Annotated in this window: 19 protein-coding genes and 1 tRNA gene; 10 read left to right on the top strand and 10 right to left on the bottom strand. The window is 58.7% G+C overall.

The features are described 5' to 3' along the window. Window positions 1–79 precede the first annotated feature (79 nt). Window positions 80–1,408, top strand: a complete 1,329-nt coding sequence (locus ACJ8OK_RS09910; protein WP_033631569.1) for an MFS transporter — start codon at window positions 80–82, stop codon at window positions 1,406–1,408. Between the two features lie 74 nt (window positions 1,409–1,482). On the opposite strand, the gene ACJ8OK_RS09915 is transcribed toward ACJ8OK_RS09910, so the two are convergent. From ACJ8OK_RS09915 to aspA, 6 genes are all read right to left on the bottom strand, one after another. Beyond that, window positions 1,483–1,558, bottom strand: a tRNA-Phe gene (locus tag ACJ8OK_RS09915). A 160-nt stretch (window positions 1,559–1,718) separates the two neighbouring features. Continuing rightward, a complete protein-coding gene (dicD, locus tag ACJ8OK_RS09920) occupies window positions 1,719–2,294 on the bottom strand; it encodes a division control transcriptional repressor DicD (protein ID WP_016929381.1) in 576 nt (191 codons plus the stop codon). A 39-nt stretch (window positions 2,295–2,333) separates the two neighbouring features. Continuing rightward, window positions 2,334–4,052 carry a protein-disulfide reductase DsbD gene (locus ACJ8OK_RS09925; protein ID WP_082997115.1) on the bottom strand — a complete coding sequence of 573 codons (1,719 nt, stop codon included), beginning with the start codon at window positions 4,050–4,052 and terminating at the stop codon, window positions 2,334–2,336. Further along, window positions 4,028–4,351 carry a divalent cation tolerance protein CutA gene (gene cutA / locus ACJ8OK_RS09930; RefSeq protein WP_060558382.1) on the bottom strand — a complete coding sequence of 108 codons (324 nt, stop codon included), beginning with the start codon at window positions 4,349–4,351 and terminating at the stop codon, window positions 4,028–4,030. The genes ACJ8OK_RS09925 and cutA overlap by 25 nt, the downstream gene beginning before the upstream one ends. A 109-nt stretch (window positions 4,352–4,460) precedes the next feature. Further along, a complete protein-coding gene (locus ACJ8OK_RS09935) occupies window positions 4,461–5,762 on the bottom strand; it encodes an anaerobic C4-dicarboxylate transporter (protein WP_016929379.1) in 1,302 nt (433 codons plus the stop codon). A 125-nt stretch (window positions 5,763–5,887) separates the two neighbouring features. Continuing rightward, window positions 5,888–7,324 (bottom strand): aspartate ammonia-lyase, encoded by a 1,437-nt coding sequence (gene aspA / locus ACJ8OK_RS09940; protein WP_004929659.1) that lies wholly within the window; start codon window positions 7,322–7,324, stop codon window positions 5,888–5,890. A 368-nt stretch (window positions 7,325–7,692) separates the two neighbouring features. Between aspA and ACJ8OK_RS09945 the strand changes: the two genes are divergently transcribed. From ACJ8OK_RS09945 to ACJ8OK_RS09965, 5 genes are all read left to right on the top strand, one after another. Next, window positions 7,693–8,181 carry an FxsA family protein gene (locus ACJ8OK_RS09945; RefSeq protein WP_261440960.1) on the top strand — a complete coding sequence of 163 codons (489 nt, stop codon included), beginning with the start codon at window positions 7,693–7,695 and terminating at the stop codon, window positions 8,179–8,181. A gap of 189 nt (window positions 8,182–8,370) precedes the next feature. Beyond that, entirely contained in the window at window positions 8,371–8,664 is a 294-nt protein-coding gene (locus tag ACJ8OK_RS09950) for a co-chaperone GroES (RefSeq protein WP_004929661.1), read from the top strand. 44 nt (window positions 8,665–8,708) lie between these two features. Continuing rightward, window positions 8,709–10,355 (top strand): chaperonin GroEL, encoded by a 1,647-nt coding sequence (gene groL / locus ACJ8OK_RS09955; protein ID WP_004929662.1) that lies wholly within the window; start codon window positions 8,709–8,711, stop codon window positions 10,353–10,355. A 224-nt stretch (window positions 10,356–10,579) separates the two neighbouring features. After that, a complete protein-coding gene (locus ACJ8OK_RS09960; protein ID WP_060558387.1) occupies window positions 10,580–12,187 on the top strand; it encodes a methyl-accepting chemotaxis protein in 1,608 nt (535 codons plus the stop codon). A 303-nt stretch (window positions 12,188–12,490) separates the two neighbouring features. Next, complete coding sequence (locus tag ACJ8OK_RS09965) at window positions 12,491–12,835, top strand: DUF4156 domain-containing protein (RefSeq protein ID WP_004929664.1); 345 nt, start codon at window positions 12,491–12,493, stop codon at window positions 12,833–12,835. An 88-nt stretch (window positions 12,836–12,923) separates the two neighbouring features. Here ACJ8OK_RS09965 and epmB read toward each other — a convergent pair whose 3' ends face one another. Beyond that, a complete protein-coding gene (epmB, locus tag ACJ8OK_RS09970) occupies window positions 12,924–13,952 on the bottom strand; it encodes an EF-P beta-lysylation protein EpmB (RefSeq protein ID WP_082997117.1) in 1,029 nt (342 codons plus the stop codon). A 42-nt stretch (window positions 13,953–13,994) separates the two neighbouring features. Between epmB and efp the strand changes: the two genes are divergently transcribed. The 4 genes from efp to sugE all read left to right on the top strand — a co-directional run bounded on the left by efp (window position 13,995) and on the right by sugE (window position 15,525). Further along, complete coding sequence (gene efp / locus ACJ8OK_RS09975) at window positions 13,995–14,561, top strand: elongation factor P (protein ID WP_004929666.1); 567 nt, start codon at window positions 13,995–13,997, stop codon at window positions 14,559–14,561. A gap of 70 nt (window positions 14,562–14,631) precedes the next feature. Further along, window positions 14,632–14,763: an entericidin A/B family lipoprotein gene (locus ACJ8OK_RS09980; RefSeq protein ID WP_004929667.1), complete on the top strand. Its 132-nt coding sequence runs from the start codon at window positions 14,632–14,634 to the stop codon at window positions 14,761–14,763. 120 nt (window positions 14,764–14,883) lie between these two features. Further along, entirely contained in the window at window positions 14,884–15,015 is a 132-nt protein-coding gene (locus ACJ8OK_RS09985; protein ID WP_004929668.1) for an entericidin A/B family lipoprotein, read from the top strand. Window positions 15,016–15,207: 192 nt separating this feature from the next. Beyond that, the gene (gene sugE / locus ACJ8OK_RS09990; protein WP_082997118.1) at window positions 15,208–15,525 is read left to right on the top strand and encodes a quaternary ammonium compound efflux SMR transporter SugE; all 318 of its coding nucleotides are present in this window, start codon (window positions 15,208–15,210) and stop codon (window positions 15,523–15,525) included. On the opposite strand, the gene blc is transcribed toward sugE, so the two are convergent. The 3 genes from blc to frdC all read right to left on the bottom strand — a co-directional run bounded on the left by blc (window position 15,519) and on the right by frdC (window position 16,901). Beyond that, the gene (blc, locus tag ACJ8OK_RS09995; protein ID WP_033631600.1) at window positions 15,519–16,052 is read right to left on the bottom strand and encodes an outer membrane lipoprotein Blc; all 534 of its coding nucleotides are present in this window, start codon (window positions 16,050–16,052) and stop codon (window positions 15,519–15,521) included. The genes sugE and blc overlap by 7 nt on opposite strands. Before the next feature lie 84 nt (window positions 16,053–16,136). Beyond that, window positions 16,137–16,496 carry a fumarate reductase subunit FrdD gene (gene frdD, locus ACJ8OK_RS10000; RefSeq protein ID WP_033631601.1) on the bottom strand — a complete coding sequence of 120 codons (360 nt, stop codon included), beginning with the start codon at window positions 16,494–16,496 and terminating at the stop codon, window positions 16,137–16,139. A 12-nt stretch (window positions 16,497–16,508) separates the two neighbouring features. Then, on the bottom strand, window positions 16,509–16,901 hold the full coding sequence (gene frdC / locus ACJ8OK_RS10005; protein WP_082997119.1) for a fumarate reductase subunit FrdC: 393 nt from the start codon (window positions 16,899–16,901) through the stop codon (window positions 16,509–16,511). Between the last annotated feature and the right edge of the window lie 4 nt (window positions 16,902–16,905).

Consider the following 16,905-nt stretch of genomic DNA (forward strand, 5'->3'; position numbering starts at 1 on the left):
AAATACATAAGCTCAACCTGTTATTGGTTGTTTGCTCTGATATTTATGGTTGGTGCTGATTTCATTTTCAGGAGGGCATATGTCTCAGGCTAATATTTGTGTCGTGGATATCAATCCAATAATAGATAATGCGAAACTGAATAATATGCACCGACTCACGGTGTTATGGTGCGCTTTTATTATTGTTTTTGACGGTTTCGATCTTGCTGTACTGGGTGTGGTCCTTCCTGAGCTCATGGTGAACTGGGGCATCACTGCGGCTCAGGCGGGTCTGCTGGGCAGTTATACCTTAGTAGGCATGATGCTCGGCGCGATTTTATTGGGTCCGCTCTCAGATAAAATAGGAAGGAAGAAAACCATTAGTTTGTGTATTATCACCTTTAGCTTATTTACTTTTCTTTGCGGCTTTAGCGTTAATGCCAGCCAATTCGGCTGGTGTCGTTTTATCGCCGGCATGGGGCTGGGAGGCGTTATGCCCAGCGTTACGGCCCTCACCAGCGAATATTCACCTAAAAGTAAGCGGAGCCTGATGGTTGGGCTGATGTTTAGCGGTTATTCCATCGGCGGCATGCTCGCGGCGCTGTCAGGCATTTATTTGATCCCGGTCGCGGGGTGGCAATCTATATTTTATATTGCCGCTTTGCCACTCATTGTTTTGCCGTGGATGTTAAGCCACCTGCCCGAATCGGCGGCATTTCTAGTGAAAACCGAACAGCATGACCGTTTAAAACGCCTTTTGGAAAAGATCGCGCCAGACTATATCCATCAACCCGGTACGAAGTTTATCAGCTCTTCCTCGGCAGGTATAAAAGCGGGAAAGGCGACCCTGAAGGATCTGTTCGCTGAACGCAGAGGCTTAAGTACGTTGATGTTCTGGCTGGTTTTCTTCATGTCGCTGTTTGTCATCTACGGCATGACCTCCTGGTTGCCTAAGTTGATGTTGCAGGCTGGCTATCCATTAGGCTCCAGCCTGTCGTTCCTGTTTGCGCTGCATCTGGGCACCATTGTCGGGGCGTTGAGCAGTTGCTGGCTGATGGACCGAATGAATGGAAGACGTATTCTTATTGGGTATTTTTTGCTGGGTGCCGCCACTTTAGTGTTGTTGGGTACTCAGACGCCGGTGTACATCCTGTATTCGCTGCTGATTATTGCAGGTGCAAGCACTATTGGTACGCAAATCGCGATGAGTTCCTATGTCGCCCGTTTCTATCCTGGAACCATGACTTCAACGGGTCTTGGGTGGGGGTTAGGTATTGGTCGCATTGGCGCGATTCTGGGGCCCTTCATGGGCGGTGTATTGATTGATAGTGAATTGACGCTGCAGCAAAACTTTATGGCTTTCGCGCTGCCGTCGCTGCTGGCAGCGGTCTGCCTGCTTTTCGTCAATCCGCGCCTGGCGGCATCCTGAAAAAGCCATGGGAGGGATGGAGAGTTCGTACTCCAGAAAGCGAAAAACCCGCCATAGGCGGGTTCTTCTGAATATGGTGCCCGGACTCGGAATCGAACCAAGGACACGGGGATTTTCAATCCCCTGCTCTACCGACTGAGCTATCCGGGCAACGGGCAGCATTAAACCGTATTGGCATAAAGCCGTCAACGGCTTTATGCGTGAAAGACGCTAAAATGCGTCCGGTTGCTGGCTTTTCAGGCAAAGGGCGCAAAAAATGCGCCTGTTGTGGCTATCGCCTCGGGGTGGCGGCTTCACCAACTCTGCCGATTCAGCTCAGCGCCCCGTTGCGGCGGCACTGCGCCACCTGCAAGATGTCTTCCGCCAGCCGTTTGGCGACCGATACGTCCTGGAGCTGGCGTTTTACCAGCAGTTTGCTCAGGCAGCCTTCCTGAATCAGCTCCATTTGCTGCGCCACCATGTCGGCGTCGTCGGCGTCCATTTCACGCAGCAATTCGCGGGTCAGCTCCAGCGAGGTCAGCTTTTGCTGCTCCGCCAGCTGGTGGATCGGGTGGTCCGTTTCCGGGAAGAAGCTGCAGGCGGCGATAAACAGGCAGCCGGGATAGCGGTCTTGCTGCACGTATTCCGCCAGCACGTCATAGCGCGCCAGCAGCTTTTGCTGCGGGCTCAGATTTTCGTCCAGCAGCAGCTGGCGGCGCCAGGTGTCGATCTGTTGGCCGTGGTAGCGCAGGCAGTCGTACAGCAGCGCTTCGCGATCCGGCCAGAACCGTTTGAGATCGCCGGGCTGAACGTCGAGTTTTTCCGCCAGCATCTCTAATGTGGCGGTCGCCAGGCCCTGTTGTTCCAACAGGCCCAGCGCGGTATCAAGGACGTGTTCACGTTGCACTTGTGCTTCCTCCCATTCGCTTCCGATCTTCAGTGTCATTTATCGCATCACTTTCTGCAAATGCGCGTTGAAGGCTTCCGCCTTCATAAAACCGGTGACCCGCTGCGCCGTCAGTTCCTGGCCCGCCGGATCGAAGAACAGGATCGTCGGCAGCCCCAGCACCTGCAGGTGCTTCAGCAGCGCCGCCTGTTCCGCGCTGTTGGCGGTCACATCCGCCTGCAGCAGCACCGCGTTGCCCAGGCTCGCCTGCACCGCCGCATCGCTGAAGGTGTATTTTTCGAACTCTTTACAGGCTACGCACCAGTCGGCGTACAGATCGAGCATCACCGGCTTGCCCCGCGCCTGTTGTAGCGCCAGATCGAGCTGTGCGACGTTGTTGATGCGGGTAAAGGCCAGGTGTGGCTGAGCGGCCTGCTGCGCCTGGTCGGCGCCGAAAGCCCAGTCCTGCAGCGGCCGCGCGGCGATCACCGCCGCCGCCAGCAGCAGCAGTTGCAAGGCGCGCGCCCAGCCGCGCGCGCTTCTCAGGCTCAGGGCGAAGGCCCAACCGAAGAACGCCAGGCCGAGCAGGCTCCACAAACGCATGCCCCACAGATCGCCGATCACTCGCTCCAGCAGGAACACCGGCAGCGCCAGAATGACGAAGCCGAAGGCCTCTTTCACGTACTGCATCCACGGGCCGCTGCGCGGCAGCAGGCGGTTGCCGAACAGGGTGACGATCACCAGCGGAATGCCCATCCCCAGCGCGTACAGGTACAGCGTGCCGCCGCCGGCCCACAGATTGCCGCTCTGGGCGATATACAGCAGGATGGCGCTGAGCGGCGCGGTGGTGCAGGGCGAGCAAATCAGCCCGGCCAGGGCGCCCATCAGGAACACGCCGGTCAGCGAGCCGCCGCGCTGGGTGTTGCTCCAGTTAGCCAGCCGGGTTTGCAGTGCGGAAGGCAGCTGCAGGGAATAGAGGCCGAACATCGACAGCGCCAGGGCGATGAACAGCACCGACAGGCCGATCAAGACATAAGGATGTTGCAGCGCCGCCTGGAACTGCAGGCCAGCGGCGGCCACCACCAACCCGAGCAGGGTATAGGTCAGCGCCATGCCCTGCACGTAAACCACCGCCAGCGCCAGAATGCGGCCGCTGCTTTGTGGCCGGTCACGGCCGAGAATGATGCCGGAGATCAGCGGGTACATCGGCAGCACGCACGGCGTGAAGGCGATGCCGATGCCGATCAGCAGCGCCCACAGCGGCGAAAACGGCAGGCTGGCCGGTGCGGCGGGCGCTTCAGCCGGTGCAGCGGCCGGGAGCGGGGCGGCAGCGCCTGCGCTGACGGCATCCAGCGGGATGACCCGGGTTTCCGGCGGATAGCAGAAGCCGGCCTCGGCGCAGCCCTGATAGGTGACGCTGAGGCGGGCGTTGGCCGCTGCCTGTTGCAGCGGCACCTGCAGATTAAGCTGCTGCTTGAAGATGGCGACTTCGCCGAAGAACTCGTCCTTGTGGCTCAATCCTTCCGGCAGGGTAAAGGCGCCGAGCGTCGCCTGCTGCGGCACCAGTTTGATCTGCTGACGATACAGGTAATAGCCAGGGCGGATCTGCCAGTTCAGCGTTACCTGGTTGCCTTGCTGTTTGAAATCGAAAGCGAAGGCCCGATCGACGGGCACGAACTGGCTGCCGCCCTTCGGCGCGAACAGTGAAGCCTGCGCCGCCTGCGGCAGGAAGAACAGGCTGCCCAGCAGCAAAATCAGTTTAATGAAGCGTTGATCCATGACAGGTAGTCTTTATCTCCGGCCATCACCGGCAATACCAGCAGCTCGGGCGTCTGGTAGGGGTGATGTTGTTTCAGGGTGTCGAGCAGGGCCTGCTGACGGTGGCGATCGCTTTTGAACAGCATCTGCACCTCGTATTCCTGTTCCAGCTTCCCTTCCCAGTAATACAGCGAGGTGGCGCCGGGCAGCAGCGTGGCGCAGGCCGCCAGCTTATCGCCCAAGACCCGCGCCGCCAGTTCCTGGGCGCTGGCTTCATCGGGTGCGGTACAGAGTATGACGACAGCTTCGCAATCAGACATCTTCAGCCCTCTCATCGGTTCGAATGGGCACTATACCCTGAAGGCGGATTGGCTAGAAGGCGAGTTTATCGCCAGAAGGAAAACCGGGGCCGCAGCCCCGGTCGAAGCGTTACAGCATGACGCTGCCGAGCAGGAAGCCGAATACCACCGCGAAGATCACGCCCATGGTGCCGGGAATGAAGAACGGATGGTTGAACACGAAGCGGCCGATGCGCGTGGTGCCGGTATCGTCCATCTGCACCGCGGCGACCAGCGTCGGGTAGGTCGGCAGGATGAACAGGCCGGAAACGGCGGCGAAGGAGGCGACGGCGGTCAGCGGCGACACGTTCAGCGCCAGCGCCATCGGCATCAGCGCCTTGGCGGTGGCGGCCTGCGAGTACAGCAGCGCCGAGCAGAAGAAGAAGATCACCGCCAGCAGCCACGGGTGCGCCTGAATGACGCTGCCGGCCGTCTCTTTGATCCAATCGATATTGGCCTGCACGAAGGTGTCGCCCAGCCAGGCGACGCCGAGGATACAGATACAGGCGCTCATGCCGGCCTTGAAGGTGCTGGAGTTCAGCACCATGTCGGTGTCGACGCGGCACAGCAGGGTGGTCAGCGTGGCGACGCTCAGCATGATGATCAGGATGGCGTTGGTGGTGTTCATCAGCGGCTTGGCCACCAGGCCCAGGCCCGGGCTGTTGATGATGGCGTAGGCCACCACGCACAGCACGCCCAGCAGGAACAGCAGCACCGAGGTTTTGGCGCGCGGTTTGATCGCCAGCGCGTTGTTGCCGCGCAGGGTGATCAGACCCTCTTCCAGGCGTTTCAGGTACACCGGGTCGTTAGACAGTTTGGAGTCGAACAGCCAGGTCACCAGCAGCGACATCACCAGCACCGCGCAGAAGGTGGACGGGATCACCACCATCAGCAGATGCAGGTAGCTGACGCCGTGGCCTTCCATCACCGAAGACATGTACACCACCGCGGCGGAGATCGGCGAGGCGGTGATGGCGATCTGGGCGGAGACGACGGCGGTCGACAGCGGCCGGCAAGGTTTGATGCCCTGTTCTTTCGCCACCTCGGCGATCACCGGCAGCGCCGAGAGCGAGATGTTGCCGGTGCCGGCGAAGATGGTCAGGAAGTAGGTGACGATAGGGGCGAGAATGGTGATATGTTTGGGGTTCTTGCGCAGCAGTTTTTCAGTCTGCTGCACCAGGTAGTCCATCCCCCCGGCGACCTGCATGGCGGAGATCGCCGCGATCACCGCCATGATGATGGAAATCACGTCGAAAGGGATGCTGCCCGGCTTGACGCCGATCAGCGCCAGGACCAGAACGCCCAATCCCCCCGCGAACCCGATACCGATACCGCCCAACCTGGCCCCTAAAAAGATGGCCAGCAGAACGATAACCAATTCTACGGCTAGCATAGTGTTTACTCCTTAAAATGAGAGAAATTGAAAATCAAACGTTAAAATTTTGTGGGCGCCTAAAAGTAAAAAGGCACGCTATCCAGAGGATTTAGCGTGCCTTTCAGGGCTACCGGGTAGGTCTGTTATTGTTCATTTTCATCCGTATAGCGTTTGGCTTTATAGGCCGGGTGCATCAGGTTCTCCACGGAGAAGATGTCATCCAGCTCGGCTTCGGTCAGCAGGCCGCGTTCCAGCACCACTTCACGCACGCTCTTGCCGGTTTCGGCGCAGATCTTCCCGACGATGTCACCGTTGTGGTGGCCGATGAACGGGTTCAGATAGGTGACGATACCGATCGAGTTGAAGACGTAGTGTTCGCAGACTTCTTTATTCGCGGTGATGCCGTTAATGCATTTTTCCAGCAGGTTGTAGCAGGCGTTGGTCAGGATGTGGATCGACTCGAACATCGCCTGGCCGATCACCGGCTCCATCACGTTCAACTGCAGTTGGCCCGCTTCGGCCGCCATGGTAACGCAAGTGTCGTTGCCAATCACCTTGAAACACACCTGATTGACCACTTCCGGCACCACCGGGTTCACTTTGGCCGGCATGATGGACGATCCCGCCTGCAGCTCCGGCAGGTTGATTTCATTCAGGCCGGCGCGCGGGCCGGAGGAGAGCAGGCGCAGGTCGTTACAGATTTTGGACAGTTTCACCGCCAGGCGTTTGAGCGCGCTGTGCACCATCACGTAGGCGCCGCAGTCGGAGGTGGCTTCGATCAGGTCTTCCGCAGGCACCACCGGCAGGCCGCTGACTTCCGCCAGTTTTTGCACCGCCAGCGGCTGGTAGCCTTCCGGGGTGTTGAGCGCGGTGCCGATGGCGGTGGCGCCCAGGTTCACTTCCAGCAGCAGCTCCGCGGTGCGGTGCAGGTTGCGGGTCTCTTCGTTCAGCAGCACGCTGAAGGCGTGGAATTCCTGGCCGAGGGTCATCGGCACCGCGTCCTGCAGCTGGGTGCGGCCCATCTTCAGGATGGTTTCGAACTCTTTCGCCTTGCGATCGAAGCCTTCGCGCAGCTGGTTGATGGCGTCGATCAGTTTCTGGTTGGAGGCGTACACCGCGATGCGGAACCCGGTCGGGTAGGCGTCGTTGGTGGACTGGCATTTATTGAGGTGATCGTTCGGGTTCAGGTACTGGTATTCGCCTTTTTGGTGGCCCATCAGCTCCAGGCCGATGTTCGCCAGCACTTCGTTGGTGTTCATGTTCAGCGAGGTGCCCGCGCCGCCCTGGAATACGTCCACCGGGAACTGATCCATGCACTTGCCTTTATCCAGCACCTCGTCGCAGGCCTGGATGATCACGTCGGCGATTTTGCGCGGGATGGTTTTGAGTTCTTTGTTGGCCATCGCCGCGGCCTTTTTCACCATCACCATGCCGCGAACGAACTCGGGGACATCGCTGATTTTGCTGTTGCTGATGTAGAAGTTTTCAATCGCACGCAGAGTGTGAACTCCGTAGTAAGCGTCTGCGGGGACTTCACGTGTTCCTAACAGGTCTTCTTCGATACGAATGTTGTTTGACATGAGAACCTTCTCTATGTGTTGCTGCCGAATTAATAATTTGTCAGGTCAAGGCTAAAGGGCACAGCCTAAATTAATATTGCCGAAGGCTTGGGGCGTGAAACGATTAACCAAATCGCCCGTTGCTGCCCAGATCATATGCTGGTTGATAAGAAATGACTGAATCCAGATCACCTTATGGTGTTTAAGGATATGCCCTTTTCCGGTTCTGTGACTTCTTTCACGTTTGTGAACTTTAGCAATAAAAACCGGCTCTCGGTTGAAATGGTGGGGGGATGCCCTCATTGTAATGGTGTCGGCCGTTTACGGCCTCTTTTTTCGCGCTGTCGCCCCCGTGGCGGCCGTGCTTTACCTACCGATAGGAGAACCAGGTGCGCTGGTTACCGCTACTGCTGATATTTCTGCTGGCTTACATAGAAATATCCATCTTTATCAAAGTCGCCGCCGTGCTCGGCGTGGCTGTCACCCTGTTGCTGGTGGTGTTCAGCTCCTGCGTCGGCATTTCGCTGGTGCGCAATCAGGGTATGAAAACCTTCGTGCAGATGCAGCAAAAACTGGCGGCCGGCGAAAGCCCGGCGGCGGAAATGGTGAAAAGCGTTTCGCTGGTGCTGGCGGGCTTCCTGCTGCTGATTCCGGGCTTCTTCACCGACTTCCTCGGCCTGCTGCTGCTGCTGCCGCCGGTGCAAAAATCGCTGACGCTGAAGCTGATGCCGCATCTGTCGGTGTATCGCCCCGGCGGTTGGACGGGCGGCGACGCCGCCAACGGCAACACCTTTGACGGCGAATTCCAGCGCAGGGACGACGAGCGCCCGGTGCTGGAACACCGCCCGGACGAGGATCGCAAACCTCACGATCGTTAAGCAAACGCGGCCCAGGCCGCGTTTTTCATCTCTGCGGCACTCGCCGAACCAAAAATGCGAAATTTTTTTTGTTAGCCCCCTTGAAGGGGGCTGGAACGCCCCCATCTCAAATGCCACGAGGCCGGTAATAACAACCATCCGGTGTACAACCCTAAATCTGATAGAGACCTTCTTACAGGAGAGCGTTCAATGAGTATTCGTCCATTGCATGACCGCGTTATCGTCAAGCGCAAAGAAGTTGAATCAAAATCTGCTGGCGGCATCGTCCTGACTGGCTCTGCTGCGGGTAAATCCACTCGCGGTGAAGTGGTTGCAGTGGGTAAAGGGCGTGTGCTGGAAAACGGCAACATCCAACCGCTGGATGTGAAAGTTGGCGATATCGTGATTTTCAACGACGGCTACGGCGTGAAAGCAGAGAAGATCGACAATGAAGAAGTGTTGATCATGTCCGAAAGCGACATTCTGGCAATTGTTGAAGCGTAATTGCGCTTTATCTTCTGAACTGAACGAGTTGAAGGGAAATACCAATGGCAGCTAAAGACGTAAAATTCGGCAATGACGCTCGCGTGAAAATGCTCCGCGGCGTGAATGTTCTCGCTGATGCAGTAAAAGTGACCCTGGGCCCGAAAGGCCGCAACGTAGTGCTGGATAAATCTTTCGGCGCACCGACCATCACCAAAGACGGCGTTTCCGTTGCGCGTGAAATCGAGCTGGAAGACAAGTTCGAGAACATGGGCGCACAGATGGTGAAAGAAGTGGCCTCCAAAGCGAACGACGCGGCGGGCGACGGCACCACCACGGCAACCGTACTGGCTCAATCCATCATCACCGAAGGCCTGAAAGCGGTTGCTGCCGGCATGAACCCGATGGATCTGAAGCGCGGCATCGACAAAGCGGTTGTCGCTGCGGTTGAAGAACTGAAAAAACTGTCCGTACCTTGCTCCGATTCCAAAGCTATCGCTCAGGTGGGCACCATCTCCGCCAACTCCGACGAAACCGTGGGTAAACTGATCGCGGAAGCGATGGAGAAAGTGGGCAAAGAAGGCGTTATCACCGTTGAAGAAGGCACTGGCCTGCAAGACGAGCTGGACGTGGTTGAAGGTATGCAGTTCGACCGCGGTTACCTGTCCCCATACTTCATCAACAAGCCGGAAACCGGTTCTGTTGAGCTGGAAAGCCCGTTCATCCTGCTGGCTGACAAGAAGATCTCCAACATCCGCGAAATGCTGCCGGTGCTGGAAGCCGTTGCCAAAGCAGGCAAACCGCTGCTGATCATCGCTGAAGACGTTGAAGGTGAAGCGCTGGCGACCCTGGTGGTCAACACCATGCGCGGCATCGTGAAAGTGGCTGCCGTTAAGGCGCCTGGCTTCGGCGACCGTCGTAAAGCCATGCTGCAGGACATCGCGACCCTGACTGCCGGTACCGTTATCTCTGAAGAGATCGGTCTGGAGCTGGAAAAAGCCACCCTGGAAGACCTGGGTCAGGCGAAACGCGTTGTCATCAACAAAGACACCACCATCATCATCGATGGCGTGGGCGACGAAGCGACCATCCAGGGCCGCGTTGCTCAGATCCGTCAGCAGATCGAAGAAGCGACCTCTGACTACGATCGTGAAAAACTGCAGGAGCGCGTAGCGAAACTGGCCGGCGGCGTTGCCGTTATCAAGGTTGGCGCAGCGACTGAAGTTGAAATGAAAGAGAAGAAAGCCCGCGTTGAAGACGCCCTGCACGCAACCCGCGCCGCAGTGGAAGAAGGCGTGGTTGCCGGCGGCGGCGTCGCGCTGATCCGCGTTGCAGGCAAAATCGCCGCGCTGAAAGGCGACAACGAAGACCAGAACGTGGGTATCAAAGTTGCGCTGCGCGCAATGGAAGCCCCTCTGCGTCAGATCGTGGTTAACGCCGGTGAAGAAGCTTCCGTTATCGCCAACCAGGTGAAAGCGGGCGAAGGCAGCTACGGCTACAACGCTTACTCTGAAGAATACGGCGACATGATCGCGATGGGTATCCTGGATCCAACCAAAGTGACCCGTTCTGCTCTGCAGTACGCGGCTTCTGTGGCTGGCCTGATGATCACCACCGAATGCATGGTCACCGACCTGCCGAAGGCTGACGCACCGGATCTGGGCGCAGCAGGCGGCATGGGTGGCATGGGCGGTATGGGCGGCATGATGTAATCATCCCCCACACGCTTGTGTGCTGAGAACCCCGGTCAAACGACCGGGGTTTTTTTATCTTAAAAATCAATAAAAAGAATATTTGTTTAGCGCGTTATTAGTTCACTGAATGAATTATTGCATTATTTTGCTTTTACCCTAAACCGTTGTCGTTTCGTACCGATATAGCCCCTACCGGGCGGGGAATTTTCCCCCGCCGGGGTGACTGTCAACGGAGACGACTTATGCTGAAAAATATGAAAATAGCCACCTGGCTGATGTTGATGCTGTTGCTGCTGGGCTTGATGCCCATGGGAACCGGCGCCATCGCCTTCTATTTCATGCAGCAAAACGGCAACAGCATCGGCAGGATGAGCACTTTCTCCGACGAGGAAGCGGCGCTGAACCGCAGCTGGCGTTCCTTGCTGCAAACGCAGACGCTGATCGACAACCTGGCGTTCGAGCGTATGGCGCAGACCAGCAGAGCCGATATTCAGCAGGGCATTGATGAGGCGCGCGGCGAGCTGCGCGGCGCCGATGTCGCTTTCAATCTGTTCTGGGATACGCCGGGCCTGACGGTATCGCGCCCGGAGCTGGGCGAGGCGATGAAAAAGGTCTACCTGGCGCAGCAGAGAGTGCTGAAGCAAGAGTTGACGCTGCTGGCCGAGACGCCGCAGGCATCGTTGATTGAACGGCTGCACGCCATGGCGGCCGAGAAGCGTCAGGTGCGCCAACGGTTGGACGGCCAGTTTGCCGACTACATGCGGGCGACGGTGGTTGCTCACCGTCTGGCGGTGGAGGAGGCGGAGCAGACTCAGAAAGTGTTCGCCCGCCTGCTGAGCGGCACCCTGGCGGCGATCCTGCTGCTGCTGGTCGCCGTACAGCGTGATTTCCGCCGGCGCCTGATCCTGCCGCTGCGCCAGATTGCCGAACATTTGCAAAAGGTTGGGCGTGGCGATCTGCGCAGCAAGATCGTGGCGCGCAGCAACGATGAGATTGGCATGCTGTTCGCCAGCCTGCAGGCGATGCAGCAGGAGCTGAGCGCCACCGTGCAGCAGGTGCGTGACGGCGTGGAGTCGATCAACCACGGCACGCATGAGATTGCCGTCGGCAACGCCGATCTCTCCAGCCGCACAGAAGAACAGGCCAGCGCGCTGACGGAAACCGCCGCCAGCATGGAACAGATCACCGCCACGGTGCGGCAAAACGCCGATAACGCCAACCAGGCCGCCGGGATGGTCAATCAGACCGCCGGCATTGCCCGCAACGGCGAAACGCTGATGGCCAGCGCGGTCGACAAGATGCGGGCGATCAACGACAGCGCGCGTCAGGTGGGGGATATTACCAGCGTGATCGACGGCATCGCCTTCCAGACCAACATTCTGGCGCTGAACGCCGCCGTCGAGGCCGCGCGCGCCGGGGAGCAGGGGCGGGGTTTTGCGGTGGTGGCCGGCGAAGTGCGCAACCTGGCGCAGCGCTGTGCGACTTCGGCCAAGGAGATCAGCAGCCTGGTCGACGGCGTCACCGGCGATATCGCCGCCGGCGTGCGGCTGGTGGAACAGGCGGGTGAGACGATGAATGCCATCGTCGGCTCGGTGAACCAGGTGACGTCGCTGATGGATAACATCTCGTACGCGTCGCAAGAGCAAAGCAAGGGCGTTGAGCAGGTCGGGGTGGCGGTGACCCAGATGGATCAGGTAACCCAGCAGAATGCCGCGCTGGTGGAAGAGGTGGCGACCACCGCCGTCGGCGTGGAGGAGCAGGCGGCCCTGCTGGCGCAGGCGGTGGCGGTATTCCAACTGGCGGGAGAGCCGGCAGCGTCGGCTTCGGCGGCCGGTGCCGGCTGGGTATAATGCCGCCGCTCTGTATTTGATGATATTTTTGCCGCCCGGGGCGATTTAGCTGGTAAACTGGTTAGTCATCAGCTGTCGCTCAAGACGTTGGCCCGCTCGCGCGGCAACGGATGCTTAAGAGATGGCATCGCTTTCTGATATACCCTATGAATTTCAAGTTGTAGCTAGGCGGCCAGCTCGTGAGTCCCCAGGCGCTTACTTGAGTAAGTAACTGGGGTGAGCGGGTGCAGTCAACAACGCTACAGCTTGAAAGGCGACGGGTAGAAGATTTTGCGTAATTCTCAACATCGAATGGGGAACAAGATGCGGATTAAAGCCTTACTGGGTCTTTCGGCAGCGGTGCTGCTGGCGGGTTGCAGCACCACTCATGAACTGACCGCTGCGGGTCAGCAGATCAAGTTCACCGACAGCAAGCCGGCGGCGGAATGCCAGCTGCTGGGGGAAGTGACCGGCACCCAGAGCAACTGGCTGTCCGGCAACGGCGGTGAGGGCAGCTCCATGCGCGGTGCGGCCAACGATCTGCGCAACAAGGCGGCGGCAATGGGCGGCAACGTGATCTACGGCGCCAACAGCCCAAGCCAGAACCTGCTCTCCAGCTTCGCGCCGCTGGACAGCAAAATGGTCGGCCAGGTTTACAAGTGCCCGTAAGGCGCTGAGGCCAAACGCCGCACAGAGATAAAAAAAGAGGAATGCCACGGCATTCCTCTTTTCGTTCCATCAGGCCATGTGGCGCGCATCACTCCTGCATCAGGCGCAGGTCGATCGGTGTTTTGCTCGGTTCGCCGCCCACTTCACGCGTCAGGCGCGGCACCAGATAACCGGACACCTTGCTCAGCAGCGCCTGCATGATGACGCGCGCTTCATCGTCGCTGACCATGAAGTGCGCCGCGCCCTGCACCTTGTCCAGCACGTGAATGTAGTAGGGCAGGATGCCGGCGTCGAACAGCGCGTTGCTGAGCGCGGCCAGCGTGTCGGCGTCATCGTTGACGTCGCGCAGCAGCACGCTTTGATTGAGCAGCGTGACGCCGGCGCGGCGCAGCTGAGCCATGGCGCTCTGCAGCTCGCGGTCGATTTCGTTGGCGTGGTTGATATGCGTGACCATCAGCACCTGCAGGCGCGAGGCCGACAGCAGGCGGCACAGCGCCGGCGTAATGCGCGCCGGGATCACCACCGGCAGACGGGTGTGAATGCGCAGGCGTTTCAGGTGCGGGATGGTCTCCAGCTCGCCGACCAGCCACTCCAGCTCGCTGTCTTTGGCCATCAGCGGATCGCCGCCGGAAAAAATGATTTCGTCCAGTTCCGGGTGTTGGCGGATATAATCCAGCGCCTGCCGCCAGTTGTTCTTGTTGCCCTGATTATCCTGATAGGGGAAGTGGCGGCGGAAGCAGTAACGGCAGTTGACCGCACAGCCGCCTTTGACCAGCAGCAGCGCGCGATTGCGGTATTTGTGCAACAGGCCCGGCACCACGCTGCGCTGCTCATCGAGCGGATCGGTGGTGAACCCTGGGGCGTTGATGAACTCCTCTCTGGCGGTCAGCACCTGGCGCAGCAGCGGGTCGTTGGCATCGCCGGGGCGCATGCGCGCAGCGAAGGCGCGCGGCACGCGCAGGGCAAACAGCCGGCGGGCATCGCGCCCCTGCGGCAGTTCCGGGTGCGTATTCAGTGACAAAAGCTGCAGTAATTCATCGGGATCGGTAATAACATCGGCGAGTTGATGCAACCAATCTTCTCTATGTGCCGTACTTTGGGTTATAATGTGTGCCATTTTTTTGGCTAAGCTACCAGTTCAAATATTCAGAGGGCCATCATGGCGACTTATTCTAGCAACGATTTCCGTCCGGGTCTTAAAATCATGTTCGAGGGCGAACCTTACGCCGTCGAAGCCAGTGAGTTCGTTAAGCCGGGCAAAGGCCAGGCGTTTGCACGCGTGAAAATGCGCCGTCTGCTGACCGGCACCCGCGTGGAAAAAACCTTCAAGTCTACCGATTCTTGCGAAGGCGCAGACGTGATGGACACCAACATGAACTACCTGTACAGCGACGGTGAGTTCTACCACTTCATGCACCCTGAGTCTTTCGAACAGCATCAGGTTGACGGCAAAACCGTCGGCGACGCGGCCAAATGGCTGCAGGATAACGCAGAGTGCATCATCACCCTGTGGGATGGCCGTCCAATCGCCGTTCAGCCGCCGAACTTTATCGAAGCGGAAATCACCGATACCGATCCTGGCCTGAAAGGCGATACCGCAGGGACTGGCGGCAAGCCGGCGACCCTGAGCACCGGCGCCGTGGTAAAAGTGCCGTTGTTCGTCCAGATCGGCGAAGTGATCAAGGTTGACACTCGCTCTGGCGAATACGTCTCTCGCGTTAAGTAAGTTTCAAAACAGAGGAACCCCCGCGGTTCCTCTGTTTTATCCCATCCTCGTTTGTTGGCAGAAAATCCGCATGTTCAAGAAAACGCTGTTGGCCGTGCTCTCCCTGTTGTTCCTTTTCTCCCTCAGCAGTTGCAATACGTTTCGCGGTTTCGGCGAAGACGTTCAGCATCTCGGCGGCGCCATCTCCCGCACGGCCAGCTGATCCTGCCTTTAACCCGATGTATTTGCGCCACAAAGCCGGTCACGATCCCACACCCTCCGTCAATTTTGACTACGCTTAGAAAGCCGTACTTTTTCATCAACGACAAATAAGGACTTTCTTATGCTGAAGAAAAGTATTATCGCGATCTTCTCTTTGATGATTTTGAGCTCGCTGACCGCCTGCAATACCACCCGCGGTGTGGGTGAAGACATTCAGGCCGGCGGCAAGGCTATTCAGCGCAGCGCGGAATAATCCGCATTCCACCCGGCGGCGTTCCGGCTGCGGAGAGCCGCCCCATTTCTATCCCTTGCCTGAGCGTTAACGCTGCTGCTATCCTGCCGCAGTGCGGGTGAGGTTACCCGTCATGCATCACCCCGCTGAACGGGACGACCCGTTTACGCGTCATTTTATCGGGGACGACCCCAGTGGTAGGGAGGCCGTCTCATGGCCTGGATTATTCTGCTTATCGCCGGTTTGCTCGAAGTGGTTTGGGCTATCGGTCTGAAATACACCCACGGTTTTACCCGGCTGACGCCGAGCATTATCACCATCGCCGCGATGGTGGTCAGCATGTTGCTGTTGGCCAATGCCATGAAAACGCTGCCCGCCGGCACCGCCTACGCGGTGTGGACCGGCATCGGCGCGGTGGGCGCGGCCATCATGGGCATGCTGCTGTTGGGGGAATCGACCAATATCGCGCGCATCATCAGCCTGTGTCTGATCGTGGTCGGCATACTCGGGTTGAAGTTCAGCAGTCACTGATCGGCGGACTGCTGCACCCAGATCAGCTTGTCGGTGGCGAAACCGTAGCCTTTGGCTGTCTGCAATAAACGGTCGCGCACGGCGGCGTCAAGCGTCGGCGTGCGCGACAGGATCCACAGATAGTCGCGGTTCGGGCCGCAAACCAGCGCGTAGTGGTAGTCCGGGTCCAGGGCAATCACGTTGTAGCCGCCATAGAAGGGGCCGAAGAACGACACTTTCAGCGCCGCGATCTGCGGTGAACCGATAAAGTAGGCTTTGCCTTCGCTTTCTTGCCATTGCTGTTTCTGCGGATTGAAGCCGCGATTGATGACTTTCAGTCCGCCGTCGGCACGCGGGCTGTAGTGGGCGGTCACCTGCTGCAAACCGCGTTCAAAGCGATGATCCAGACGTGCAATCTCATACCAGGTGCCGAGATAGCGCTGGCTGTCGAAAGGGGTCACGACCTTGATGTCTTTAGGCGGGGAGACGCTGCAAGCGACGGAGAGCAGGGCGGAAAGCATGACGCTAAGCTTTGACCATAAACGCATCGGTGGCTCCTGTTTACCGGGGGCGAGTAGACAGTGTAGCCGATGAGAAAAGGGCGGCCAACGGGCGTTGGCCGCCTGAGCGGTTTACAGCGTGACGACGCCGATGACGGTGACCACGCTAAGGATCGCCGCCAGACCGTAGAACACCCACTTGCCGGCCGGCACGTGGATCTTCAGATCGTGCATCGCATGGTGGATGCGGTGCAGGCCGCACCACAGCGGCAGAATGATCATCAGCAGCAGGAACAGGCGGCCGATCAGGCTCTGGCAGAACGCCAGCACGCGCTCGTAACCCAGCGTCTCACCGGGGAACAGCCCCAGCGGCAGCAGAATGCCGATCAGCAGCACGATGGCCGGCGCGACGATCGCCCCCCACATACCGCCGGCGCCGAACAATCCCCAGAAAACCGGCTCGTCGGAACGTTTAGGTGCTTGATTTATCATGTTTCCTCCGGATTAGATCAGGGCCACGGCCAGGATGACCACGCTGACGACGATGGTGACGGCCCACAGCCCTTTCACGATGGGGCCCGGCCCCATTTTCTCGCTGTTGACCACGATATTGGCGGCCTTCGGCGCCAGATCGAACCAGGTTTTGGTGTGCAGCGCCGCCGCCAGCAGGGCGACGACGTTGATCAACAGCACCAGCGGATTCTGCAAGAAACCGACGAAGCTGGCCCAGTTCTCGGCGCCGCCCTTCAGCGCGAACACGCCGTACAGCAGCACGATGCTGAACCACACCGCCAGCACCGAGGTGCCTTCGCGCAGCATGTAGAAACGGTAGAAGCCGAGCTTTTGCCACCAGGTGGGCGTCATGGTGCGCACATAGGGCTTACGTTGAGTTGTCATGGCA

The sequence above is a fragment of the Serratia sp. CY71090 genome, assembly GCF_052166845.1.
In the GTDB taxonomy this organism is placed as follows: Bacteria; Pseudomonadota; Gammaproteobacteria; order Enterobacterales; family Enterobacteriaceae; genus Serratia; species Serratia nematodiphila.

Bases quoted from the DNA above. Each gene is read 5' to 3' on its own strand.
- ACJ8OK_RS09910 (WP_033631569.1), top strand. From the start codon at position 80: ATGTCTCAGGCTAATATTTGTGTCGTGGATATCAATCCAATAATAGAT.
- ACJ8OK_RS09925 (WP_082997115.1), bottom strand. From the start codon at position 4,052: ATGGATCAACGCTTCATTAAACTGATTTTGCTGCTGGGCAGCCTGTTC.
- cutA (WP_060558382.1), bottom strand. From the start codon at position 4,351: ATGTCTGATTGCGAAGCTGTCGTCATACTCTGTACCGCACCCGATGAA.
- ACJ8OK_RS09935 (WP_016929379.1), bottom strand. From the start codon at position 5,762: ATGCTAGCCGTAGAATTGGTTATCGTTCTGCTGGCCATCTTTTTAGGG.
- aspA (WP_004929659.1), bottom strand. From the start codon at position 7,324: ATGTCAAACAACATTCGTATCGAAGAAGACCTGTTAGGAACACGTGAA.
- ACJ8OK_RS09950 (WP_004929661.1), top strand. From the start codon at position 8,371: ATGAGTATTCGTCCATTGCATGACCGCGTTATCGTCAAGCGCAAAGAA.
- groL (WP_004929662.1), top strand. From the start codon at position 8,709: ATGGCAGCTAAAGACGTAAAATTCGGCAATGACGCTCGCGTGAAAATG.
- ACJ8OK_RS09960 (WP_060558387.1), top strand. From the start codon at position 10,580: ATGCTGAAAAATATGAAAATAGCCACCTGGCTGATGTTGATGCTGTTG.
- ACJ8OK_RS09965 (WP_004929664.1), top strand. From the start codon at position 12,491: ATGCGGATTAAAGCCTTACTGGGTCTTTCGGCAGCGGTGCTGCTGGCG.
- epmB (WP_082997117.1), bottom strand. From the start codon at position 13,952: ATGGCACACATTATAACCCAAAGTACGGCACATAGAGAAGATTGGTTG.
- efp (WP_004929666.1), top strand. From the start codon at position 13,995: ATGGCGACTTATTCTAGCAACGATTTCCGTCCGGGTCTTAAAATCATG.
- ACJ8OK_RS09980 (WP_004929667.1), top strand. From the start codon at position 14,632: ATGTTCAAGAAAACGCTGTTGGCCGTGCTCTCCCTGTTGTTCCTTTTC.
- ACJ8OK_RS09985 (WP_004929668.1), top strand. From the start codon at position 14,884: ATGCTGAAGAAAAGTATTATCGCGATCTTCTCTTTGATGATTTTGAGC.
- sugE (WP_082997118.1), top strand. From the start codon at position 15,208: ATGGCCTGGATTATTCTGCTTATCGCCGGTTTGCTCGAAGTGGTTTGG.
- blc (WP_033631600.1), bottom strand. From the start codon at position 16,052: ATGCGTTTATGGTCAAAGCTTAGCGTCATGCTTTCCGCCCTGCTCTCC.
- frdD (WP_033631601.1), bottom strand. From the start codon at position 16,496: ATGATAAATCAAGCACCTAAACGTTCCGACGAGCCGGTTTTCTGGGGA.
- frdC (WP_082997119.1), bottom strand. From the start codon at position 16,901: ATGACAACTCAACGTAAGCCCTATGTGCGCACCATGACGCCCACCTGG.